This is a genomic window from Streptomyces sp. NPDC096048 (genome assembly GCF_044763415.1).
GTDB lineage: Bacteria > Actinomycetota > Actinomycetes > Streptomycetales > Streptomycetaceae > Streptomyces.
Window position 1 is genome coordinate 260161 of sequence record NZ_JBIWGG010000002.1, and the last position, 16469, is coordinate 276629.

Consider the following 16469-nt stretch of genomic DNA (forward strand, 5'->3'; position numbering starts at 1 on the left):
GCCCAAAAGGCGATCACGGGAATCACCGCCGATCACAGCGGGATCTTCCGGGCCGGCCGGCCGGACGACCCGACGGGGAGACCCGGGATCGGCCGCGGATGGCCGGTGAGCGGCCGGTGAATGAACGATGCCGGCCGATGGGTGGCCCATACCGGCCGATGCCGGCCGATGGGTGGCCGCGACCGCGGTCTCGGTGGTTGGTCGGGGTGGCGGGATTTGAACCCACGGCCTTCCGCTCCCAAAGCGGACGCGCTACCAAGCTGCGCCACACCCCGTCTGGTGCGACACGTAGGGTACATGCCGCCAGGCGTCGGGGACCGCCGAGTTTCCCGAGCGCCCGTGAAGGTCCGGCGCGGACCGGAAGGGGTGTGCGGTGAGGGGGGCCGACCCGCTACGATGCCTCCAGTGCCGCGGTCAGCGACCTGCGGCGCGCGCTGTGCGGGCGTAGCTCAATGGTAGAGCCCTAGTCTTCCAAACTAGCTACGCGGGTTCGATTCCCGTCGCCCGCTCCATACGACTCAGGGCCAGGTCGGAGGATCATTCCTCCGCCTGGCCCTGATCGCTTTCCGGGGTCCCGATCAGTCCGCCGTGTCCCCGGCGTGCCCCTTGGGCTTTCGATCTTTCTTCTTCGTGCCCTTGCGGCCCTTCTTCCGGCCCTTGTCGACGAGCCCGGACACGGCGTCGGCGATCAGCCGGTCACGCTCGGCACTGGCGTGCTGGTAGATCAGCGCGGCCCGGGCGGTGCTGTGGCCCATGCGCGCCATCAGCTCCCGGGTGCTCGCGCCGGTCGAGGCAGCGAGGGTGTTGCCGGTGTGCCGGAGATCATGGAAGTGCAGACCCTTGACGCCGGCGTCGTCGCACGCGGTACGCCACAGCCGGTTGAAGTGGTTGCGACGCGGGGTCGCACCCTTTGCACCAATGAACACGCGGCCGTCGGCGCCCGGCTCGGCGTACCGCTTCAGGTGCTCGCGGATGTCCGGGACGATCGCAGTCGGGATGGACACCGTACGCTTACCGGCCGCACTCTTCGGGGCTTTGATCTCGCGTTGTCCGTTGTTGAGTTCGGCGACGGACCGGCGGACGCGCACGGCGCCCTGGTCCAGGTCGACATCCCGACGGTGCAGGCCGATCAGTTCGCCCCAGCGAAGACCGAGGAAGCCGGCCATGAGGACGAGCGCCCGGTAGCGCGGCTGGATGGCGTCCGCCAGGTCGTAGACCTCCTGGACGGTCGCGGTGGGACGCTCTGGGGTGTGCACCACGCTCGCGCCCTTGATCGTGCACGGGTTGCGCCGGATCATCTGATCGGCGACGGCGGTGTGGAGAATCGCGCGGAGCAGGGCGTACGCCTTCGCGACGGTCGTCGGGCCGGTGCCGGCGGCGAGCTTGTCGGCACGCCAGCGACGCACGAGCGGGGGCGAGATGTCTGCGACGTTTACCCCGCCGAACGTGGGTTCCAGGTGGTGGCGCAGGAGCGAGCCGTAGAGCTGTCGCGTGGTGGCGGTCAACTCACGCTCCTCGATCCAGGCAGCGGCGTACGGGCCGAACGCCACCTTCCCGGCGTCGGGGTCGCGCCAGTCTCCACGCCGCATCTCGGTCTGTTTGTCGGCGAGCCAGGCGTCCGCGTCCTTCTTCGTGCGGAAGGTTTCCGGAGCCGGGCGGAGCATGCCATCAGGACCGACGTACCGGGCCTGATAGCGACCGGAGGGGAGCTTGCGGACCCGCCCGAACTGTCGACGCTTCCCCGCCATCAGGCAGCCACCTCCCGAAGAGCGGCGGCACCACGCCGGCGAGGCTGAACCGTGTTCGCGGCGATGTACTCCCGTACGGCGCTCTCCGGTATGCGCACGTGACTGCCGACCTTCACGTACGTGATGCGGCGCTCCTCGATCAACCGGCGCGGGAAGCGCACGGTCGTGCCGAGCAGTTCGGCGACCTGATCCACGTTGAGGTATCGCTCATTCATGGGCTTGCTGTCCTTCCTGACGCAGGGATGCGAGTTCTTCGCGGGCGATTTCGCGGTTGAGCTGGAGATCCCGGGCGATCGTGGCGGCGAGGACGGATTCGCCGGGGGTGTGACCGTGGCCGGCGTACTGCCAGTCCGTGAGGACGAGCACGGTGTCCGGCTCGCGGTCGTCCAGGCCGAGGGCGGCGTGTTCCTGTGCGGCGCGGTAGTCGGCGCGTGCCTGGCGGAGGGCGCCGAGGGTGGTGGAGTAGCGGCGGCTCTTGCTGGAGAAGTGGCCGCGGAAGCCGAGCATGTGAGCCCAGGCCCAGAGGCGCCGGTCGGGGTAGAGCGGATCGAGGCTCTTGCACGCGGTGATGAGGCGGCGGGCGTGGTCGGGGACGCCGTGACGGTCGAGTTCGGACAGCTCCCCCACCCGGCGATCCAGGGTGCCAGTGTTCTCAGCCGCTTTGGTGGCGTACTTCGCGACGTAGGAGGCGACGGCCTGTTCCGTGATGTCGGAGCCGTCCCCGAACGCCTTCACCGGGCGCACGTCGAGCTGCTTGCCCCACCGGAAGGTGCGGGCCGGTTGGTCGGCGGCGGCCGGGACCGAGACGGACGTGTAGGAGTGCGCGGCGGCAGCGCGGATCGCGTCGGCGAGGAGATCGACCGTGGCCCAGAACGGCGGCGGGGTGTCGGGGCCGTCGGGCCCGTCGATGCGGATCACGGCGTGGAAGTGCACGGCACCGCGCTTCTGGAACTCTGCGACCTTGCCGTACGAGAGCCTGGCGCACTCCTTGAGTTCGCGTTGGGTGATGCCGGCGCGGGCGGCGATCTCGCGGCGCAGGCGGTTGGTGAAGCGCTGCCAGAGCTGTCCGGCGTGGTTGTTGAACAGCACGGCGCCCGCGTAGTCGTATGTGCTCGGGTCGAGGGCAGTGCCCAGCTCCGGGGCGTCCGGTGTGTGGCGGGTGCCGCAGCGGCAGGTGCCTCGGTCGGGCCGGTTGTGGACCGGGCCGAACGACGGAGCGGTGAGGGTGGCGAAGACCCGCGGATGATCCCGGACCGTGGCGGGAATGTCCCGTCGGTCGTCGCCAGCCAGGCCCGCACGGATGAGGTGGTAGGTGTCGCCAGCGTAGGTCCAGGCGCATGCCGGGCAGCGGGAAGCACGGCGGTTACCGCACGCGACGCGCAGCCGTCCGCCGGGTTCGTCGGCGGTGGTGTAGTGGTGCAGGGTCTCGCCGGTGATCTTGTCCTTGTGGAGTGTCCAGCCGGTCAGGTGGATGGGGTCGGAGCAGCCGCCGGTGCGCTTGATCTGGTCTTGCCATCGGTCGAAGCCGGGAGACCCGGCCACCCGCAGCAGGTCGGCGAGGGTGGTCGGGTTCAGGCCCGCCGGGGTGGCGGTGTCGGTCACGCGGCCACCTCCAGGGCGGCGGGGACCAAGGGACGCAGGGCAGCGGTAGCAAGGACGGGTGGGACGGCGTTGCCGATCTGCTCGAACTGTTTGGTCTTGGTGCCCTGGAAGGGGTAGCCGGGGCGGAACGTCTGGAGGGTGGCCGCCTCGGCGACGGTGATACGCACGGGTTCCGGCTTGTGCGAGCCGTCCGGGTACCAGGAGACGTCGTTGCTGGCCCGGCCGAAGAGGAGGGTGGCGGCGGGTTCGTCCGCACGGCGCACGGTGGCGTTGGCGCGGTTGCTGTGGCGCAGGACCCAGGCGCCGCGCCGCTGAGCGTCCACCAGGGCTTTGCGGGCCTGTGTGGGGAAGGGTTCGGGGCCGCCGCTCTTGCCTCCGCCGGCGGTGACGGTCGGGGTGGGGCGGTCCGAGGCGCCCCAGCCCAGGGCGTCAGCCATGGACACCCAGGGCTTAAGGGCGGGGCCGAACAGGGTGTCAGGGCCGGGGTCCTTGGTGTGGGTGGGTTCGGGAGGTGCCACGGGCAGGGTGCGGGAGGCGAGGAGGAAGGCCCGGCGGCGGGTCTGGGGGACGCCGTAGTCGGCGGCGTTGAGGACGCCGGTCCATACCGAGTAGCCGTGCTCGCGCAGGATTCCGGCGGAGTGAGCGAACAGCGGTGCTACCGCGGGGACCTCTTCCAGGGCGATCCATTCGGGGCGCAGGTCGAGGGCGTACCGGAGAGGTTCGACGACCAGCAGAGAGCGCGGGTCGGTGCAGGCCGCGCGGAGGGCGGCGCGGGTGTCCCGCCCGCGGGCGAGGTCGTCCAGACCCTGGTGGCACAGGTCGCGGTCGGCGTTCCCGGCGCGCAGCCCGGCGGCGCTGAAGGTCTGGCACGGCGGCGAGGCGATCAGCCCGGACACCTTCCTCAGGAGAGCGGTGCTCGGGTAGGCGGCGACGTCGGCGCGGATGGTGGTGTGTCCGGCGGCGGCGCGGGTGGCGCAGGCGGCGGGGTCGGTCTCGATACCGACGTCTCGCAGACCGAGCGTGCGCAGTCCCTCGGACCAGCCACCGGGGCCGGCGAACAGGTCGAGGACCAGAGGGCGGGTGGTCATCGCTGGGCCCCCTTGGCGTGTGCGGAGCCGTGGTTGGCCTCCCAGCCCTGGACCAGGCGCTGGACCTGTGCGTCGCCGGTGGCGGTGGCGGAGGCGCCGCAGTGGCAGACGGCGGAGCCGGTGGCGGGGGCGTCCGGGGAGGGCTTGCTGATGTGCAGGCCGGGGGTGGCCTGGGTCGGGGTGAGGTCGCCCATCGTCGTCACCGCCCGATGCGGTGCAGGTTGGCGGCGGGGGCGGTGGTGCCGGTGCCCTTGCAGGTCGGGCAGGTGACGCGGAGGGTGGCGCGGGTGCCGTCCGAGTGGCGGGTGCCGGTGGTGATGGCGACCGTCGGGAATCCGTCGCAGTCGCGGCAGACGCGCGCGGTCGGGGCGTGCTGGGGCATCATGAGGGTGCCTTTCGGGTCCGTTGGGTCTGGAAGGTGGGAAGGCGCCCGGGGCGGCGGTTCTTTGGCGAGAGAGCCGCCCCGGGGGCCGTTAGCGGCGCCGGTTGTCGGAGGCGAGCAGGGAGCGCAGGACGACGGCGCAGACGGCGACCGAGGCGCCGGTGATGGCGACCGCCAGGAGCATGGAGACCAGGACGGCGCCGACGACGAGGACGATGGCGGTGCCGCCCCCGACGAGGGCGAGCGCGGTACCCGGGGTGAGCTGGACCGTGGGCCGGGTCGAAGCCGGGGCCGGGGTGGCCCGGGCCGTGGGCGTGGTCGGGGTGCCGGGCGTGATCGTGGTCGGTTCGATGACGGCGGGCGGGGTGACGCTGCCGGTGGGCTGGGGCATGGTCGGGAGCTTGGGCCGGAACATGAACGTTCCTCCTTCCTTGACTACTTGAGGGCGGCGTCGATGACCGGGGCGAGAACACTGTCGGCGAGGAGGAACCCGCCGAGCAGGAGCACGCCGATCAGCCACCAGGGCGGGCGGATGAGCTTGACGCCGAGGGCTCCGACGCAGAGCAGGGCGAACCAGAGCGGGACATCCATCACGGCCTCCTAGCGGACCTTGCAGCGGTGGGTGCGGGCGGCGAGCTGGGCGGCGGACTGGCTGGAGTAGTCGGCGGACCAGCCGCAGCCGTCCGAGCTGCACACGGCGGCGTGCTTGGTCTGGCCGTGGCGGTCGCGATGGGTGCCGATCTGCACCGGTCCGATACGCATCACGGAGTGGAAGAAGTCGCGGGCAGGCATGACGGTGATCTCCTCTCAGGCGAGTTGAGCGGCGATGGCGTCGGCCATGTGCGGCGGGACGCCGAGGCGTGCGCGAAGGGTGTCGGTGTCGATCCGGGCGCCGGTGCGGGTCTCGTGGTCGGCGGCGACCTTGCGGGCGTGGTCGACCAGAGCGGCCGGAACCGGGACGGCCGGCGGCGGTGCCGGGGCCGGGTCGGCGGGCGGGAGAGCCGGGGCGTGGTCGGCGGAGTCGACCGGTTCTGGGGTCACATCAGCAGCGGGGGCCGGTTCGGGCTCTACCTCGGGAGCGGGCTCCGGGTCCGGGGCGGCGGGTGCCGTCGGGGTCGAGGAGCGGTCGGCGGGTGAGTGGACGAGCAGGGTGCCGCCCATGAACGCCAGGGCAGGCCAGGCGGCGACGAGGATGCGCAGCCAGGCCGGGACGTTGCTCAGGTCGAGGAGTCCGGCGGTGGCGACGTTGGCGCCGAGCGAGGCGATCAGAGCGATCAGGAACCAGCACCAGGCCAGCCGGGACGGTCCGTCGGAGCGCAGGCGGCGCCAAGCGGCGACCAGGAGCAGGTCGACGGAGACCGGGTAGGCCCAGGCTTTCCAGCCCTCCTGTCCGGCAGCGGCGGCGAGGTCGTGCAGGTGAGCGAAGGACAAGGCGCCGGCGATGACTGCTTGCACCAGGACGGCATCCACGCGGAGCACGGTGCGGGGCATGGTGTCCTCCTTCCTGGTCAGTCGGTGGCGTGGCCGGTGCCCCAGCAGGTGAGGCACAGAGCGGTTTGGTGGTCGTCGGTCACACGGCCCTTGCGGGCGCCGACGCGGACGGTTTCGCGGGTCTCGCCCTTGCCGTCGCAGTCGGGGCACATCGCGGGTTCCGGCGCCGGCGGCGTGGTCTTGCGGCGAGTGTTGGGCTTCTTCGCGGTGGGCATGAGGTGCCTCCCGGGCGGGGTCAGGCGGCGGCCGGGGCCGACTCGACAGCCGGGGCCGGAACCGGCGCGAGGGTGCCGATCGCGGGCCGGAACGGCGCGAGGGCGGGAAGATCCGGGGTCAGGTCGGCGTGCCGGTTGCAGACGTTCACGGCCTGACGCAGCGAGGTGTGCGGGGCACGGATGCGGGCCCAGCCGCCGGACGAGTCGCCGGTGACGGCAACGCCGGGGGTGTCGGTGGGGATCTGGATCGCGGCCAGCACGGCGTCCGGGGCGATGTCGCCGAAGGCCATGTTCGCCGAGGATTCGTCGTTGACGCGATGCGCGGTCCGGCCGGTGAGCTGGGCGCGGAGCATGGTGATGCCCTTGCCGAGTTCGGAGCCGAAGCGCTGCCCGCAGATCTCCAGGTAGACGCCGGCGGCGCGGCCGAGCTGAGCCAGCCGGGCGAGCGCGGTGATGATGCGGTCGCGGCGCTTCTCGTCGTCCTTGGTGGCGAAGAGGGCGAGTTCGGCGACCTCATCGACCAAGACCACGATGGGCACCGGGCGCAGGTCTTCGGGCAGGTCCCAGATGTCGGCGGCGATCTCGGCATCCGGCACGTCAGCGGTGATCCGCTGGTGAGACCGGATGAGCTGATACACGTCCTGCATGTGGGACACCAGGGCGGCGAGGAGTTCGGCGGCGGTGTCGGGGTTGTCGGCGAGCGCGGAGAACCGGCGTGCCAGCGGGAACAGCTCCACCCCCTGCTTGCAGTCGATGCCGACCAGGGCGACCCGTTGCGGCGCGAGCGCGGCGACGAGGGTGCGCTGATAGACGGACTTGCCGGACTCCGTGGCGCCGAGGGTCAGCCCGTGCGGGACCGTGCGGTAGTCGCGGTAGTGGACCGCTCCGTCCTCGCGCAGGGCGACCGGGACCCGCATCGGCCGGCTGTCGACGCGCACGGGCATCTGCACCCGCTTGAGCACGTCGTAGCCGGTCATCCGCAGCTCGACCACACCCGAGCGCAGCTCACTGGAGGTGACGCCGTACATGGCGAAGGAATGCCGGAGCCGGTCGCACGAGGCCGCCACGTCGAAGGCGTCCTGCCCCGGGCGGAGCTTGAGCCGCAGCACCAGGCCGGTCCGGGTCACCCGCACCCGCAGGACGCGCGGGGCACGAGGACCGGGAATCGGCCGGTTGGTCACCCGGGCCAGCGTCAGGCGCCAGCGCGGGGCCGGGACCGTGAGCCCGCAGGCGTCCATGACCGAGCCGTAGCGGACCAGGACCCGCAGCGCGGCGAGGGTGACCCCGAAGGTCAGCCAGTACCAGGCGGGACGCCGCCACCGCAGAAGACCCGCAGCGGCGACGACCAGCACCAGGGCGACGGTCAGCCACGCCATGGCTCAGGCCGCCTTCGAGGACGAGGCGCCGGCGGCGAGCGAGGTCACCGCGACCGCACGGAAGGCGATCCCGTGGCGCTTCTGACCGTTGAACTCGTTCTCCCACGGCCGGGCGATCAGACCGGTCAGCGCAACCGGGGTACCCATGGCCAGCTCACCGGAGATGCCGGACTCCGGGACGGTCACGGACAGGATCTCCACCTCACCGTTGGCCGCGAACATCACGTCCACGGTCGACAGCGCGGCGCCGGTCTCGGCGTCCATCGCACGCTCGCCGGTACGGCGGTCCTTCACCTTCGGCTGCGGGGACTGAGCCACCATCACGGTGGCGGCGGACGTGTCGACGGGAATCTGACGCATCGTCTGTTCTCCTGATCTCAGTCGAGCCGCAATGTGCGGCGGTGAGATCAGGAGACCGCGAGAGGTAGTGGACGCATCACGGTCCGTATGGACGTTTGGGGACGTCTGAGCTATCGTCAAAACGTCCCTACGGCGTCCGTGAAAGGACCGTCATGGCGAACGAGCGTCTGCGCGCGGCGATTTCAGCGAAGGGCGAGACGATCCAGTCTGTGGCACAGCACGTCGGGGTGGACCCCAAGAGCGTGGAACGGTGGATCACGACGGACCGCACGCCGCACCGGGGACACCGCTGGAAGGCCGCAAGCTTTCTGGGCGTCGACGAGGTCTACATCTGGCCCGCCGTTCAGAAGCAAGCCGAGTCGGCGAGCACTTCCGAGCTGATCACGTACTACCCGCATCGTGGGGCAGTGCCAGCCACACTCTGGTCATCACTGATCGAGAAGGCGCGGGACCACGTGGACATCCTTGTGTACGCGGGACTGTTCCTCTTCGACAGCCACCCGGACCTCCCGGACCAGTTGGCGGAGAAGGCAAAGGCCGGCGGGCAGGTACGCATACTGCTCGGTGACCCGGACTCGGAGATGGTTCGCCAGCGCGGCGAGGAGGAAGGCATCGGCGGCGATCTGGCCGCCCGCGCCAGGATCACCCGGCGATACCTCGAACCGGCACTGACGACTCCGGGCGTCGACGTCCGGCTGCACGACACGATCCTCTACAACTCGATCTACCGGTTCGATGACGACGTGTTGGTGAACCCGCACGTACTCGGTGCGCCCGCGGGGCAGAACCCGGTGCTGCACTTCCGCTACATCCCGGGGGCCCGGACCTTCCGGCATTACATGCGGAGTTTCGACTACGCATGGGAACGCGGCCGGCCCGAGTAGGCAGCCAGGGCACGCGACCACCTGACGGAGCGTGCAAGGCTTGGAGCATGGCCCGAGTCGACTACTTCAACGATCCGAACGCCCCGAAGGCGAACAGCATCGTTCCATCCGTCACCGCAGTGGCGCTCAACGATGCCGGTGAAGTCTTGCTGATCCACAAGACGGACAACAACCTGTGGGCACTCCCCGGGGGCGGCGTCGACGTCGGCGAGTCAGCCCCCGATGCCGCCGTACGCGAGACCAAGGAAGAGACCGGGTTCGACGTCGAGGTGACGGGACTCGTCGGCATCTACACCAACCCGGCGCACGTCATGGCGTACGACGACGGCGAGGTGCGCCAACAGTTCTCGATCTGCTTCCGCGCCCGCATCGCTGGCGGCGAACTACGCACGAGCAGCGAGAGCAAGGAAGTGGCGTTCGTCCACCCCAGCCGCCTGGACGACCTGAACATCCACCCGTCGATGCGGATGCGGATCGATCACGGGCTGACCGACAACCGCGAGCCCTACGTCGGCTGACCAGCGAGGCGAGAGCGCGTCCGCTCAACGGCAGCCCCGAGGTACGGACGCGCCTTGCTGATCGCGTTGTGCACCGCACTGCCCGGCTCGTACCGCACCAGGATCTCGTCAATGCGGTGATCGAAGTCGAAGGACTGTCCGGCCGGCCCGGTCGTCATGTCAGCGTAGATCAGCGCGTCGAGGACGGGAGAGTCCTCCCGCTCATAGGCGTCAAGCTCAGCAGACAGACCGCGTTGCTCAGCCTCGTACACGGCCCCAGAGTGGTGGGCGACGAGGCGGACGAGCCGCGAGGGCGCCCCGAGGGCTTCCAGGTGACGAGCACCATCGAGCGGGTGAAATCCTGTGTCCCGCAGCTCCGGGGCGTAGCCGATGTCGTGCAGCCAGGCGGCGGCGACGAGCAAATCACGGTCCTCTTCGGACACAGCCCCGGATACTTCTCGTGCCATGGCCGCCACCGCCTGAGTGTGCAGCCAGCGGTTCCCGAGCGGAGGCAAGAGCGACTCAGCCAGTTCAGCCGCGCCGTGAGGCGTGTCCAGTCCAGAGGGCATAGACCGCACGGTAGCCCAGATCAACGCGTTGCCGACACCCCGGGATCAGCCGCTCAGGCATGGCGCGGTAAGAGTTTCCCTACATCATCAAGGCTCGCTTCGCTCGCTGTCGCGCCCGGCCTCCTGGAACTGCAAGCAGTCCGATCACAGATCGGAGGTGCCGCGCACAGCGCGGCGGCGCCGGCCGGTCGCCGCCGCGCCGCCCCTCCTTGCCTTCGTCACCGGGGCCGCGCGCCGGCGCCCGCCCGCGCCCACAAGGGGGCGAAGACCAGGCCGGGGCGAGGGTGAGAAAGCAATGCCAAGGTCAGAACTCCGTCGTGGCTGGGGCGGTCGGCTCCACGGCTTTAGGCAGCCACTTTGGGGCGAGCCTCTAAGATCATGGCCCCAACGTCGTGCTTTACCGGGCAGGTCCACAGACTGCCCGACTCGCCGGAAGCTTACGGGGCCATGATCACTCGCCCCAAAGCAGCTCCAGCCCAAAGCCGCTCCACCGACCTGGCTCATCTTTGCGTATCGAGTCGGACACGGGTCGACCAAGAATAAGTAAAGATGGAAGGCTGATTGGGTGCTCGGTCAGTACGCTCCGTGATCGGAGATCAGCGTAGCGACGGAGCGTACTGACCGAGCACCCGCAGACCGTTAAGACCCGCTACGAACAGTGATTACCGCAGGTCAAGGGCAACGAACCCCTACGTCGTCGTGAACCAGTACTGCATCCCTGGGGTCTCCGTGCAAGGAAAAGGGGCCAGCTCCAGCTGATGTTTCAGCGCCATCATCTGACTACGTTCGTTGCGTTCATGGATCAACGCAAGAACGAGAGCTTGCTCCCCGGACTCCCGCTCATCAATATCGTCGAACGCCGTGTCCATAGCTTCGTGCCCAAGGCCGCGTCCTTGGTGATCTAGAGCGACTGCTATCACCCTCAACAGACGGACTGGCCCTTCCCAGCCCATCCTCTCGTGCACCCATGCTGCATATGCGTCATCAGGACGTGAGTGTGCGACGACGGCTCCGAAGCGCCTCGACGGCACCACTTCCGCAACCAAGACGCGTTCATCCAGCGGCCCGCTGCACTCCTTGCGAGCCTCGCTTCGCACCCAGCTCTGAACCACCCACTCCCAGTGAGCAGGATGCGGGAGCGGGCGCCCGGTCGGGCCCTTAGGGTTTGGCTGTGTGCATGTAAAGCTTTCAAACGCTCGTCTATCAGTGCTTCTCGCGGCCCGCCACGAGACGTGGCTCAAGCGTCAGACCTGGCCCTTCGACGTCGCGGCGGGCCCGAAGCGAGGCGTTTCCTTATGTAGTCAGCAGCCTCTGCGGAGGGGGGCGTGCGCAAGGCCTTCGCGTAGGCCAGAGCAGCGGCCCGCTGAGCACCTTCCGGCTCGGGCGCCGACGATGAAACCGCCAGCTCAACCACGTGCCTATCAAGGTTGGGCCTGCTCTGAGCCAGCGGCATGACAAGCGAAGACGCCAGGCTCTTCAGCGTACTCACGAACGGCGCAGCCACTGGAGTTAGCTCATGTGGTGCCGGCATCGGTGTCGTCATCCGTCAGCCCCCCAGACCGTCGCATGTTGTCGTACTTGTCAGCTGCCTGCTGCAAGACTTGGATGAGTTCCGCCAACCTTGCCCTGGTTAGAACATAGCGTCCAAGTGTCTCCACTGGAAGGGTACCCAGTTCGCGCAGATCCTGCTCCATCTGCTCTGGTGATCCGCTGATGACGGGCGGGTCCGCCTGGCCCAGGGTCAAGTGGATCGCATCGGCCTGACCTGCCAAGTTAGGCAGACTCATGGAGACAATGAACTGGTTCGCAGGACGGCTAGGCACGTCCGTATTGCGCCATTTAAGCCGCACCTCAAGGACGTCGGGCACATTCTCAGGCGTGGTCACAGCAGTAGTGTGCCATCGCTCAAGGTTCACGGCGCTTGCAACCTCAGCCAACCCCACCAGCGACTGAACACTGAACATCATGCGTGCCTGGGCTGCCCGACCTCGGTTGATCACTTCAGGTAACCGCGCGGCCTAGTCCGATCACGCCCCCAAATAACCAGCCAATCGCTCTCCACCTCAAAGGCTCGGCGAACGCCACTCGGACCGACGGCGTCCTAGCATCGCGGCAGCGTGCCCCTCGCGTGCCCGACGGAGCAGTACCCCACAGGGCTGAAGAGGGACTCACGGGGAGCGCCCCGCAGAACACCAGGTCAAGCTCCCCTCAGGTGAGACCCGCGCGCGTACGCGATCTTCCAAACTAGCTACGCGGGTTCGATTCCCGTCGCCCGCTCCGAGAGGCCTCCGGCCCGGCCCCCCAGGGGACCGGGCCGGAGGCCTTTGTGCGGCCCCGGGCTAGAACTGGATGGAGTTGAGCGTCTCCGCTATCGAGTCCAGGAACCGCTGGATGTCGTCGGCCATGCCCGTCGAGGCCAGGAAGAAGCCGAAGAGGACCGCGACGATCGCCGGGCCCGCCTTGATGGAGCCTCCTCGCAGCAGCACCACCAGGATGATTGCCAACAGCAGCACCACTGACAGCGAAATGGCCACAACTGATCACACCCTAGGTCGGTCCGCTCTCCCGGCCCGGAGGTGCAGCGCAGCACACCCCCGCCAGAACCATCGTGCCACCAACCGGGCCCCGCTATGCGGCGGGTGACACATCGTCCGGCCGGGTTCCCGGGGCGGCGCACCTCCCCCGCGCGCGGGCGTACCCAACCATCGCACCCCGTACAGAAATTCGACAGGGCACTCGTGTGGGGAATTCCGGCCACTTCGTTTCGATGCCCACACAACCCGTTCGCAGTTATTTCGAATTGTCGCGGGGCGCACATCGACGGGCGCCTCACAGGGAGTTCACAGAGACGCCGGCGGGCCACGTAAGCGCATTGAAGGGGACATTCCAGGGGAGTCGCCTGCCGGTCTTATGCACTGTTTAGTCATGACGAGTCGTGACAACCGGGGTGCCCAGAGGGCTGCTTCCATGCCCGGCGACGCCGTTCGGTGTGGGAGCCGTCACGCGACCGGAGAGGTCGAGTTCCCCGAAATACCGGGCACTCGCAAGGTAGTCGGTAGACGAATGCAGGAATGGCATCAAGGGTTTTACGGAAACACGAGGAGAACGCTAGGGTGCCTCAGATGTTCTACGCTGCCTCGTCCCCCTCCAGAGCAGCGAGGTCCTGCTACGACCCGCCGAGTTTTTGGCGGGGGGTTGCATGACTAGCTCGCTGCGACCGCACGGCGACCGGAAGTCGCCGTACCGCTCGGACCAGCAGGCACCGGACCGGCAGGCACAGCCGAGTCGGCGACGCGACGCGTTCTTCGACAACGCCAAGTACCTGGCGATCGTCCTGGTCGGTGTGGGTCACGCCTGGGGACAGATCCTGGACGGGAACCGGACCGTCGAGACCCTGTACCGGGTCCTGTACACGTTCCACATGCCGGCGTTCATCATCATCTCCGGCTACTTCTCGCGCAGTTTCGATCTGAGCCCCAAGCGCGTCAAACGGCTGATCACCGGTGTCGCCGTCCCCTACCTCGTCTTCGAGGTCGCCTACGCGCTGCACCGCCGCGTCAGCGAGGACCCGGCCAACGACATCAGCCTGCTGGATCCCACGTACCTTCTGTGGTTCCTGTGCGCGCTGTTCGTCTGGCGGCTGACCACACCCATCTGGCAGACGGTCCGCTGGCCGCTGCCGATCGCGCTGGGCATCGCCGCACTGGCGTCCGTGACGCCCACGGTCGGCAACGACCTGAACATGCAGCGGGTGCTGCAGTTCCTGCCCTGTTTCGTGCTGGGCCTGGTGCTGCGCCCCGAGCACTTCCAGCTGGTACGGCGCCGCTCGGTGCGGATCCTGTCCGTGCCGGTGGTCGCGGCCGCGGTGGCCGTCGCCTGGTGGTCGGTGCCGCGCATGGAGACCGGCTGGTTCTACCGCAACGCCGCCGTGCAGGACACCGGCGCCCCCTGGTGGACCGGACCCGTGCTGACGCTCGCCCTCTTCGGCTGCTCGCTGGTGCTGTCCGCGTGCTTCTTCGCCTGGGTGCCGGGCCGGCGCATGTGGTTCACGGCGCTCGGCGCGGGCACGATCTACGGCTACCTGATGCACGGCTTCCTGGTGAAGGAGGGCAGCTACGCCGGCTGGTTCTCCCACCCCGTGCTGGACCGGCCGCTCGGTGAGATCGGACTCACCGTCCTCGGGGCCACCGTCATCACCCTGCTGTGCACCAAGCCCGTCCAGCGGGTCCTGCGGTGCGTGGTGGAGCCGAGGATGGAGTGGCTGTTCAAGCGGGATCCGGGCGAGGCCGCCCGGGGTCGCGAGAGGCGGGAGAAGGCGGAGAAGGCCGGGGAGACAGAGGTGCGCGAGGCGCGTGCGCCGAGCGAGGCCGGCGAGAAGGTCTCCGTCTGAAGCCGGCTTTCCGCTTCAGGCACCCTCCCCCACGTCGACCGGACCGAGAAGTGCGCGCATCCGTGCGTACTTCTCGGTCAGTCGTGTGCGGGTGTTCTCCTCCAGGACCGCGAGGCGCGCCGGGTCGGCGTTGTGTGCCAGGTCCGCCTCCTTGACCAGCTGGGCGCCGGGCGTGGCGAGGATGCGCGCGGCGTACGCCTCGGGCGGTTCCCCCGCCCGCTTGGTGAGGGCGAGGACGATGTCCTTGGTACGGCGGCTCAGTGCGGCCTCGCGCAGCCATCGCTCCGACAGCGCGTCGTCCTCGACGGCGTCGTGCAGCCAGGCCGCCGCGATCTGCTCGTCGTCCCCGCCGCGCCGCCGCACGCCCTCGGCGACGGCCCGCAGGTGTTCGGCGTACGGCCGCCCCGCCTTGTCGGTCTGTCCGGCGTGGGCGGCACGGGCGGTGGCCTCGACGTCGGCCAGGGAGAGCGGCTCGGTGGGCGGTGAGGGCGGTGACGGGAATGACGGAGTGTGGGACACGCGGTCCAGTGTGTCAGTCCGCCACCGTCGGGGACTGGGCCGTCGGGCCCTCCCGGCAGAGCAGCAGGAGCGCCCGGTCGTCGTTGACGTCCTTGGCGACCGCCTCGATCAGATGCCAGGCGGCGCCGTGGAAGCCGCCCGCGACATAGCGGTCGGCCTCGCCGGTGAGGCGGTCGATGCCCTCGGCGATGTCGCGGTCCGAGGTTTCCACCAGACCGTCGGTGAACAGCATCAACACGTCTCCGGGGCGCAGTGAGCCCTTCACCGGGTCGAACTGCGCGCCGTCGTACACGCCCAGCAGCGGCCCCTCGGCCGTCTTCTCCTCCCAGCGGCCGGTGCCCGCGCTGAGCTGGAGGCCCGGCGGATGTCCGGCGGAGTACAGCTCGTAGTCGCCGGAGTCGAGGTCCAGTACGAGGTGGATGGAGGTGGCGAAGCCCTCGTCCCAGTCCTGGCGGAGCAGGTAGCCGTTGGCGGCCGGCAGGAAGGCGTGCGGGGGCAGGCTGCCCAGCAGTCCGCCGAACGCGCCCGACAGCAGCAGGGCGCGTGAGCCCGCGTCCATGCCCTTGCCGGAGACGTCGGTGAGGACCACCTCGAGCGTCCGGCCGCCGTTGGTGCGGGCGGCGACGACGAAGTCGCCGGAGAAGGACTGGCCGCCGGCCGGGCGCAGCGCCATCTCCCGGTGCCAACCGGGCGGCAGCTGGGGCAGCTTGCTCTGGACCCGGATGCGTTCGCGCAGGTCGAAGAGCATGGTGCCGCCGCGCCGCCAGGGCACGCCGACCCGGCTGCGGAACTGGGCGACCAGCAGCCCGAAGAAACCGCAGGCCGCGACGACCAGGACCACGCCGGGGGTGACCCGGGAGGGGCCCTCGGTGTACGGGCCCAGTTGCACCGACTCCACGATCAGCGCCGTGGCCGCCGCCGCGTACAGACCGAGCAGGCTGGCCGGGCGCAGCAGCAGACCGCCCGCGACAATGGGCAGGACCAGTGCGGAGGGGGCGCACCACACCGAGTTCATCATCGTGGTGGCCGCGATGACGGGGATCGTCAGCAGCAGTCCGGCCAGGGCGATCCAGTCCGAGCCGTCGCCGCGGAAGTAGTCGACGGCGGATCGGCGCATGCCGACGCGGGCCCGGTGCCACTGCTTCTTCCACCGGGCCGTGAACGTGTCGGCTTCCGCGCGCCGCTGTCGTCCTGCTGCCATTAGTTCGGGACCCTATCCATCGGACCGGGCGCTTGGCACGGGAGGTCCTGCTTGTCCCCCGTCCGGGGCCCGACTTCACAGTGAACTTCACGAACGGCCGTCGCGCCGCAACCTGGCGGAAATTGCCTCGCCCGGTCCGAGCGGCCC

Annotated in this window: 22 protein-coding genes and 2 tRNA genes; 4 read left to right on the plus strand and 20 right to left on the minus strand. The window is 69.4% G+C overall.

Annotation, left to right across the window (positions count from 1 at the left end):
* Nucleotides 1-198: 198 nt before the first annotated feature.
* Nucleotides 199-275 (minus strand) — tRNA-Pro (locus tag ACIQ6R_RS05645).
* A 163-nt stretch (nucleotides 276-438) separates the two neighbouring features.
* Between ACIQ6R_RS05645 and ACIQ6R_RS05650 the strand changes: the two genes are divergently transcribed.
* Nucleotides 439-512, plus strand: a tRNA-Gly gene (locus ACIQ6R_RS05650).
* A gap of 66 nt (nucleotides 513-578) precedes the next feature.
* Here ACIQ6R_RS05650 and ACIQ6R_RS05655 read toward each other — a convergent pair.
* The 13 genes from ACIQ6R_RS05655 to ACIQ6R_RS05715 form a co-directional block, all read right to left on the minus strand.
* Complete coding sequence (locus tag ACIQ6R_RS05655; protein WP_404218936.1) at nucleotides 579-1748, minus strand: tyrosine-type recombinase/integrase; 1170 nt, start codon at nucleotides 1746-1748, stop codon at nucleotides 579-581.
* Entirely contained in the window at nucleotides 1748-1963 is a 216-nt protein-coding gene (locus ACIQ6R_RS05660) for an excisionase family DNA-binding protein (RefSeq protein WP_404218938.1), read from the minus strand. The genes ACIQ6R_RS05655 and ACIQ6R_RS05660 overlap by 1 nt, the downstream gene beginning before the upstream one ends.
* A complete protein-coding gene (repSA, locus tag ACIQ6R_RS05665; protein ID WP_404218940.1) occupies nucleotides 1956-3350 on the minus strand; it encodes a replication initiator protein RepSA in 1395 nt (464 codons plus the stop codon). Before repSA ends, ACIQ6R_RS05660 begins: the two co-directional genes overlap by 8 nt.
* A complete protein-coding gene (locus ACIQ6R_RS05670) occupies nucleotides 3347-4438 on the minus strand; it encodes a DNA cytosine methyltransferase (protein ID WP_404218942.1) in 1092 nt (363 codons plus the stop codon). Before ACIQ6R_RS05670 ends, repSA begins: the two co-directional genes overlap by 4 nt.
* Nucleotides 4435-4632: a hypothetical protein gene (locus ACIQ6R_RS05675; RefSeq protein WP_381915237.1), complete on the minus strand. Its 198-nt coding sequence runs from the start codon at nucleotides 4630-4632 to the stop codon at nucleotides 4435-4437. The genes ACIQ6R_RS05670 and ACIQ6R_RS05675 overlap by 4 nt, the downstream gene beginning before the upstream one ends.
* A 5-nt stretch (nucleotides 4633-4637) precedes the next feature.
* A complete protein-coding gene (locus tag ACIQ6R_RS05680; RefSeq protein ID WP_404219612.1) occupies nucleotides 4638-4820 on the minus strand; it encodes a hypothetical protein in 183 nt (60 codons plus the stop codon).
* A 91-nt stretch (nucleotides 4821-4911) separates the two neighbouring features.
* A complete protein-coding gene (locus ACIQ6R_RS05685; RefSeq protein WP_404218944.1) occupies nucleotides 4912-5235 on the minus strand; it encodes a SpdD-like protein in 324 nt (107 codons plus the stop codon).
* A gap of 20 nt (nucleotides 5236-5255) precedes the next feature.
* On the minus strand, nucleotides 5256-5411 hold the full coding sequence (locus tag ACIQ6R_RS05690) for a hypothetical protein (protein ID WP_404218946.1): 156 nt from the start codon (nucleotides 5409-5411) through the stop codon (nucleotides 5256-5258).
* A gap of 9 nt (nucleotides 5412-5420) precedes the next feature.
* On the minus strand, nucleotides 5421-5612 hold the full coding sequence (locus tag ACIQ6R_RS05695) for a mobile element transfer protein (protein ID WP_282392590.1): 192 nt from the start codon (nucleotides 5610-5612) through the stop codon (nucleotides 5421-5423).
* A gap of 15 nt (nucleotides 5613-5627) precedes the next feature.
* Nucleotides 5628-6311, minus strand: a complete 684-nt coding sequence (locus tag ACIQ6R_RS05700) for a DUF2637 domain-containing protein (RefSeq protein WP_404218949.1) — start codon at nucleotides 6309-6311, stop codon at nucleotides 5628-5630.
* A gap of 17 nt (nucleotides 6312-6328) precedes the next feature.
* On the minus strand, nucleotides 6329-6526 hold the full coding sequence (locus ACIQ6R_RS05705) for a hypothetical protein (protein ID WP_404218951.1): 198 nt from the start codon (nucleotides 6524-6526) through the stop codon (nucleotides 6329-6331).
* 20 nt (nucleotides 6527-6546) lie between these two features.
* On the minus strand, nucleotides 6547-7902 hold the full coding sequence (locus ACIQ6R_RS05710) for an FtsK/SpoIIIE domain-containing protein (protein WP_404218953.1): 1356 nt from the start codon (nucleotides 7900-7902) through the stop codon (nucleotides 6547-6549).
* A gap of 3 nt (nucleotides 7903-7905) precedes the next feature.
* A complete protein-coding gene (locus tag ACIQ6R_RS05715) occupies nucleotides 7906-8262 on the minus strand; it encodes a hypothetical protein (RefSeq protein ID WP_386769380.1) in 357 nt (118 codons plus the stop codon).
* 152 nt (nucleotides 8263-8414) lie between these two features.
* Here ACIQ6R_RS05715 and ACIQ6R_RS05720 point away from each other — a divergent pair, with 152 nt between their 5' ends.
* Complete coding sequence (locus tag ACIQ6R_RS05720; protein ID WP_127433290.1) at nucleotides 8415-9146, plus strand: XRE family transcriptional regulator; 732 nt, start codon at nucleotides 8415-8417, stop codon at nucleotides 9144-9146.
* A gap of 47 nt (nucleotides 9147-9193) precedes the next feature.
* Nucleotides 9194-9664: an NUDIX hydrolase gene (locus ACIQ6R_RS05725; protein ID WP_127433291.1), complete on the plus strand. Its 471-nt coding sequence runs from the start codon at nucleotides 9194-9196 to the stop codon at nucleotides 9662-9664.
* Here ACIQ6R_RS05725 and ACIQ6R_RS05730 read toward each other — a convergent pair.
* The 4 genes from ACIQ6R_RS05730 to ACIQ6R_RS05745 all read right to left on the minus strand — a co-directional run bounded on the left by ACIQ6R_RS05730 (nucleotide 9652) and on the right by ACIQ6R_RS05745 (nucleotide 12746).
* Nucleotides 9652-10212 (minus strand): HD domain-containing protein, encoded by a 561-nt coding sequence (locus ACIQ6R_RS05730; RefSeq protein WP_404218956.1) that lies wholly within the window; start codon nucleotides 10210-10212, stop codon nucleotides 9652-9654. The two genes, ACIQ6R_RS05725 and ACIQ6R_RS05730, sit on opposite strands and share 13 nt — an antisense overlap.
* A 689-nt stretch (nucleotides 10213-10901) precedes the next feature.
* Nucleotides 10902-11324 carry a GNAT family N-acetyltransferase gene (locus ACIQ6R_RS05735; protein WP_404218958.1) on the minus strand — a complete coding sequence of 141 codons (423 nt, stop codon included), beginning with the start codon at nucleotides 11322-11324 and terminating at the stop codon, nucleotides 10902-10904.
* Between the two features lie 402 nt (nucleotides 11325-11726).
* Nucleotides 11727-12098 (minus strand): hypothetical protein, encoded by a 372-nt coding sequence (locus tag ACIQ6R_RS05740; RefSeq protein WP_404218960.1) that lies wholly within the window; start codon nucleotides 12096-12098, stop codon nucleotides 11727-11729.
* Between the two features lie 453 nt (nucleotides 12099-12551).
* A complete protein-coding gene (locus tag ACIQ6R_RS05745; protein WP_055416925.1) occupies nucleotides 12552-12746 on the minus strand; it encodes a hypothetical protein in 195 nt (64 codons plus the stop codon).
* Between the two features lie 665 nt (nucleotides 12747-13411).
* On the opposite strand from ACIQ6R_RS05745, the gene ACIQ6R_RS05750 reads away from it, so the two are divergent.
* Nucleotides 13412-14602, plus strand: coding sequence for an acyltransferase family protein (locus ACIQ6R_RS05750; protein ID WP_404218962.1), 1191 nt, complete (start codon nucleotides 13412-13414; stop codon nucleotides 14600-14602).
* Between the two features lie 15 nt (nucleotides 14603-14617).
* Here the strand turns inward: ACIQ6R_RS05750 and ACIQ6R_RS05755 are convergent, their stop codons facing one another.
* The gene (locus ACIQ6R_RS05755) at nucleotides 14618-15121 is read right to left on the minus strand and encodes an HD domain-containing protein (RefSeq protein WP_404218965.1); all 504 of its coding nucleotides are present in this window, start codon (nucleotides 15119-15121) and stop codon (nucleotides 14618-14620) included.
* Nucleotides 15122-15134: 13 nt separating this feature from the next.
* A complete protein-coding gene (locus ACIQ6R_RS05760; RefSeq protein ID WP_404177629.1) occupies nucleotides 15135-16322 on the minus strand; it encodes a PP2C family protein-serine/threonine phosphatase in 1188 nt (395 codons plus the stop codon).
* Nucleotides 16323-16469 lie beyond the last annotated feature (147 nt).

Bases quoted from the DNA above. Each gene is read 5' to 3' on its own strand.
- ACIQ6R_RS05705 (WP_404218951.1), bottom strand. From the start codon at position 6,526: ATGCCCACCGCGAAGAAGCCCAACACTCGCCGCAAGACCACGCCGCCG.
- ACIQ6R_RS05720 (WP_127433290.1), top strand. From the start codon at position 8,415: ATGGCGAACGAGCGTCTGCGCGCGGCGATTTCAGCGAAGGGCGAGACG.
- ACIQ6R_RS05750 (WP_404218962.1), top strand. From the start codon at position 13,412: ATGACTAGCTCGCTGCGACCGCACGGCGACCGGAAGTCGCCGTACCGC.
- ACIQ6R_RS05675 (WP_381915237.1), bottom strand. From the start codon at position 4,632: ATGGGCGACCTCACCCCGACCCAGGCCACCCCCGGCCTGCACATCAGC.
- ACIQ6R_RS05670 (WP_404218942.1), bottom strand. From the start codon at position 4,438: ATGACCACCCGCCCTCTGGTCCTCGACCTGTTCGCCGGCCCCGGTGGC.
- ACIQ6R_RS05725 (WP_127433291.1), top strand. From the start codon at position 9,194: ATGGCCCGAGTCGACTACTTCAACGATCCGAACGCCCCGAAGGCGAAC.
- ACIQ6R_RS05715 (WP_386769380.1), bottom strand. From the start codon at position 8,262: ATGCGTCAGATTCCCGTCGACACGTCCGCCGCCACCGTGATGGTGGCT.
- ACIQ6R_RS05700 (WP_404218949.1), bottom strand. From the start codon at position 6,311: ATGCCCCGCACCGTGCTCCGCGTGGATGCCGTCCTGGTGCAAGCAGTC.
- ACIQ6R_RS05760 (WP_404177629.1), bottom strand. From the start codon at position 16,322: ATGGCAGCAGGACGACAGCGGCGCGCGGAAGCCGACACGTTCACGGCC.
- ACIQ6R_RS05690 (WP_404218946.1), bottom strand. From the start codon at position 5,411: ATGGATGTCCCGCTCTGGTTCGCCCTGCTCTGCGTCGGAGCCCTCGGC.
- ACIQ6R_RS05660 (WP_404218938.1), bottom strand. From the start codon at position 1,963: ATGAATGAGCGATACCTCAACGTGGATCAGGTCGCCGAACTGCTCGGC.
- ACIQ6R_RS05685 (WP_404218944.1), bottom strand. From the start codon at position 5,235: ATGTTCCGGCCCAAGCTCCCGACCATGCCCCAGCCCACCGGCAGCGTC.
- ACIQ6R_RS05680 (WP_404219612.1), bottom strand. From the start codon at position 4,820: ATGCCCCAGCACGCCCCGACCGCGCGCGTCTGCCGCGACTGCGACGGA.
- ACIQ6R_RS05695 (WP_282392590.1), bottom strand. From the start codon at position 5,612: ATGCCTGCCCGCGACTTCTTCCACTCCGTGATGCGTATCGGACCGGTG.
- ACIQ6R_RS05730 (WP_404218956.1), bottom strand. From the start codon at position 10,212: ATGCCCTCTGGACTGGACACGCCTCACGGCGCGGCTGAACTGGCTGAG.
- ACIQ6R_RS05710 (WP_404218953.1), bottom strand. From the start codon at position 7,902: ATGGCGTGGCTGACCGTCGCCCTGGTGCTGGTCGTCGCCGCTGCGGGT.
- ACIQ6R_RS05655 (WP_404218936.1), bottom strand. From the start codon at position 1,748: ATGGCGGGGAAGCGTCGACAGTTCGGGCGGGTCCGCAAGCTCCCCTCC.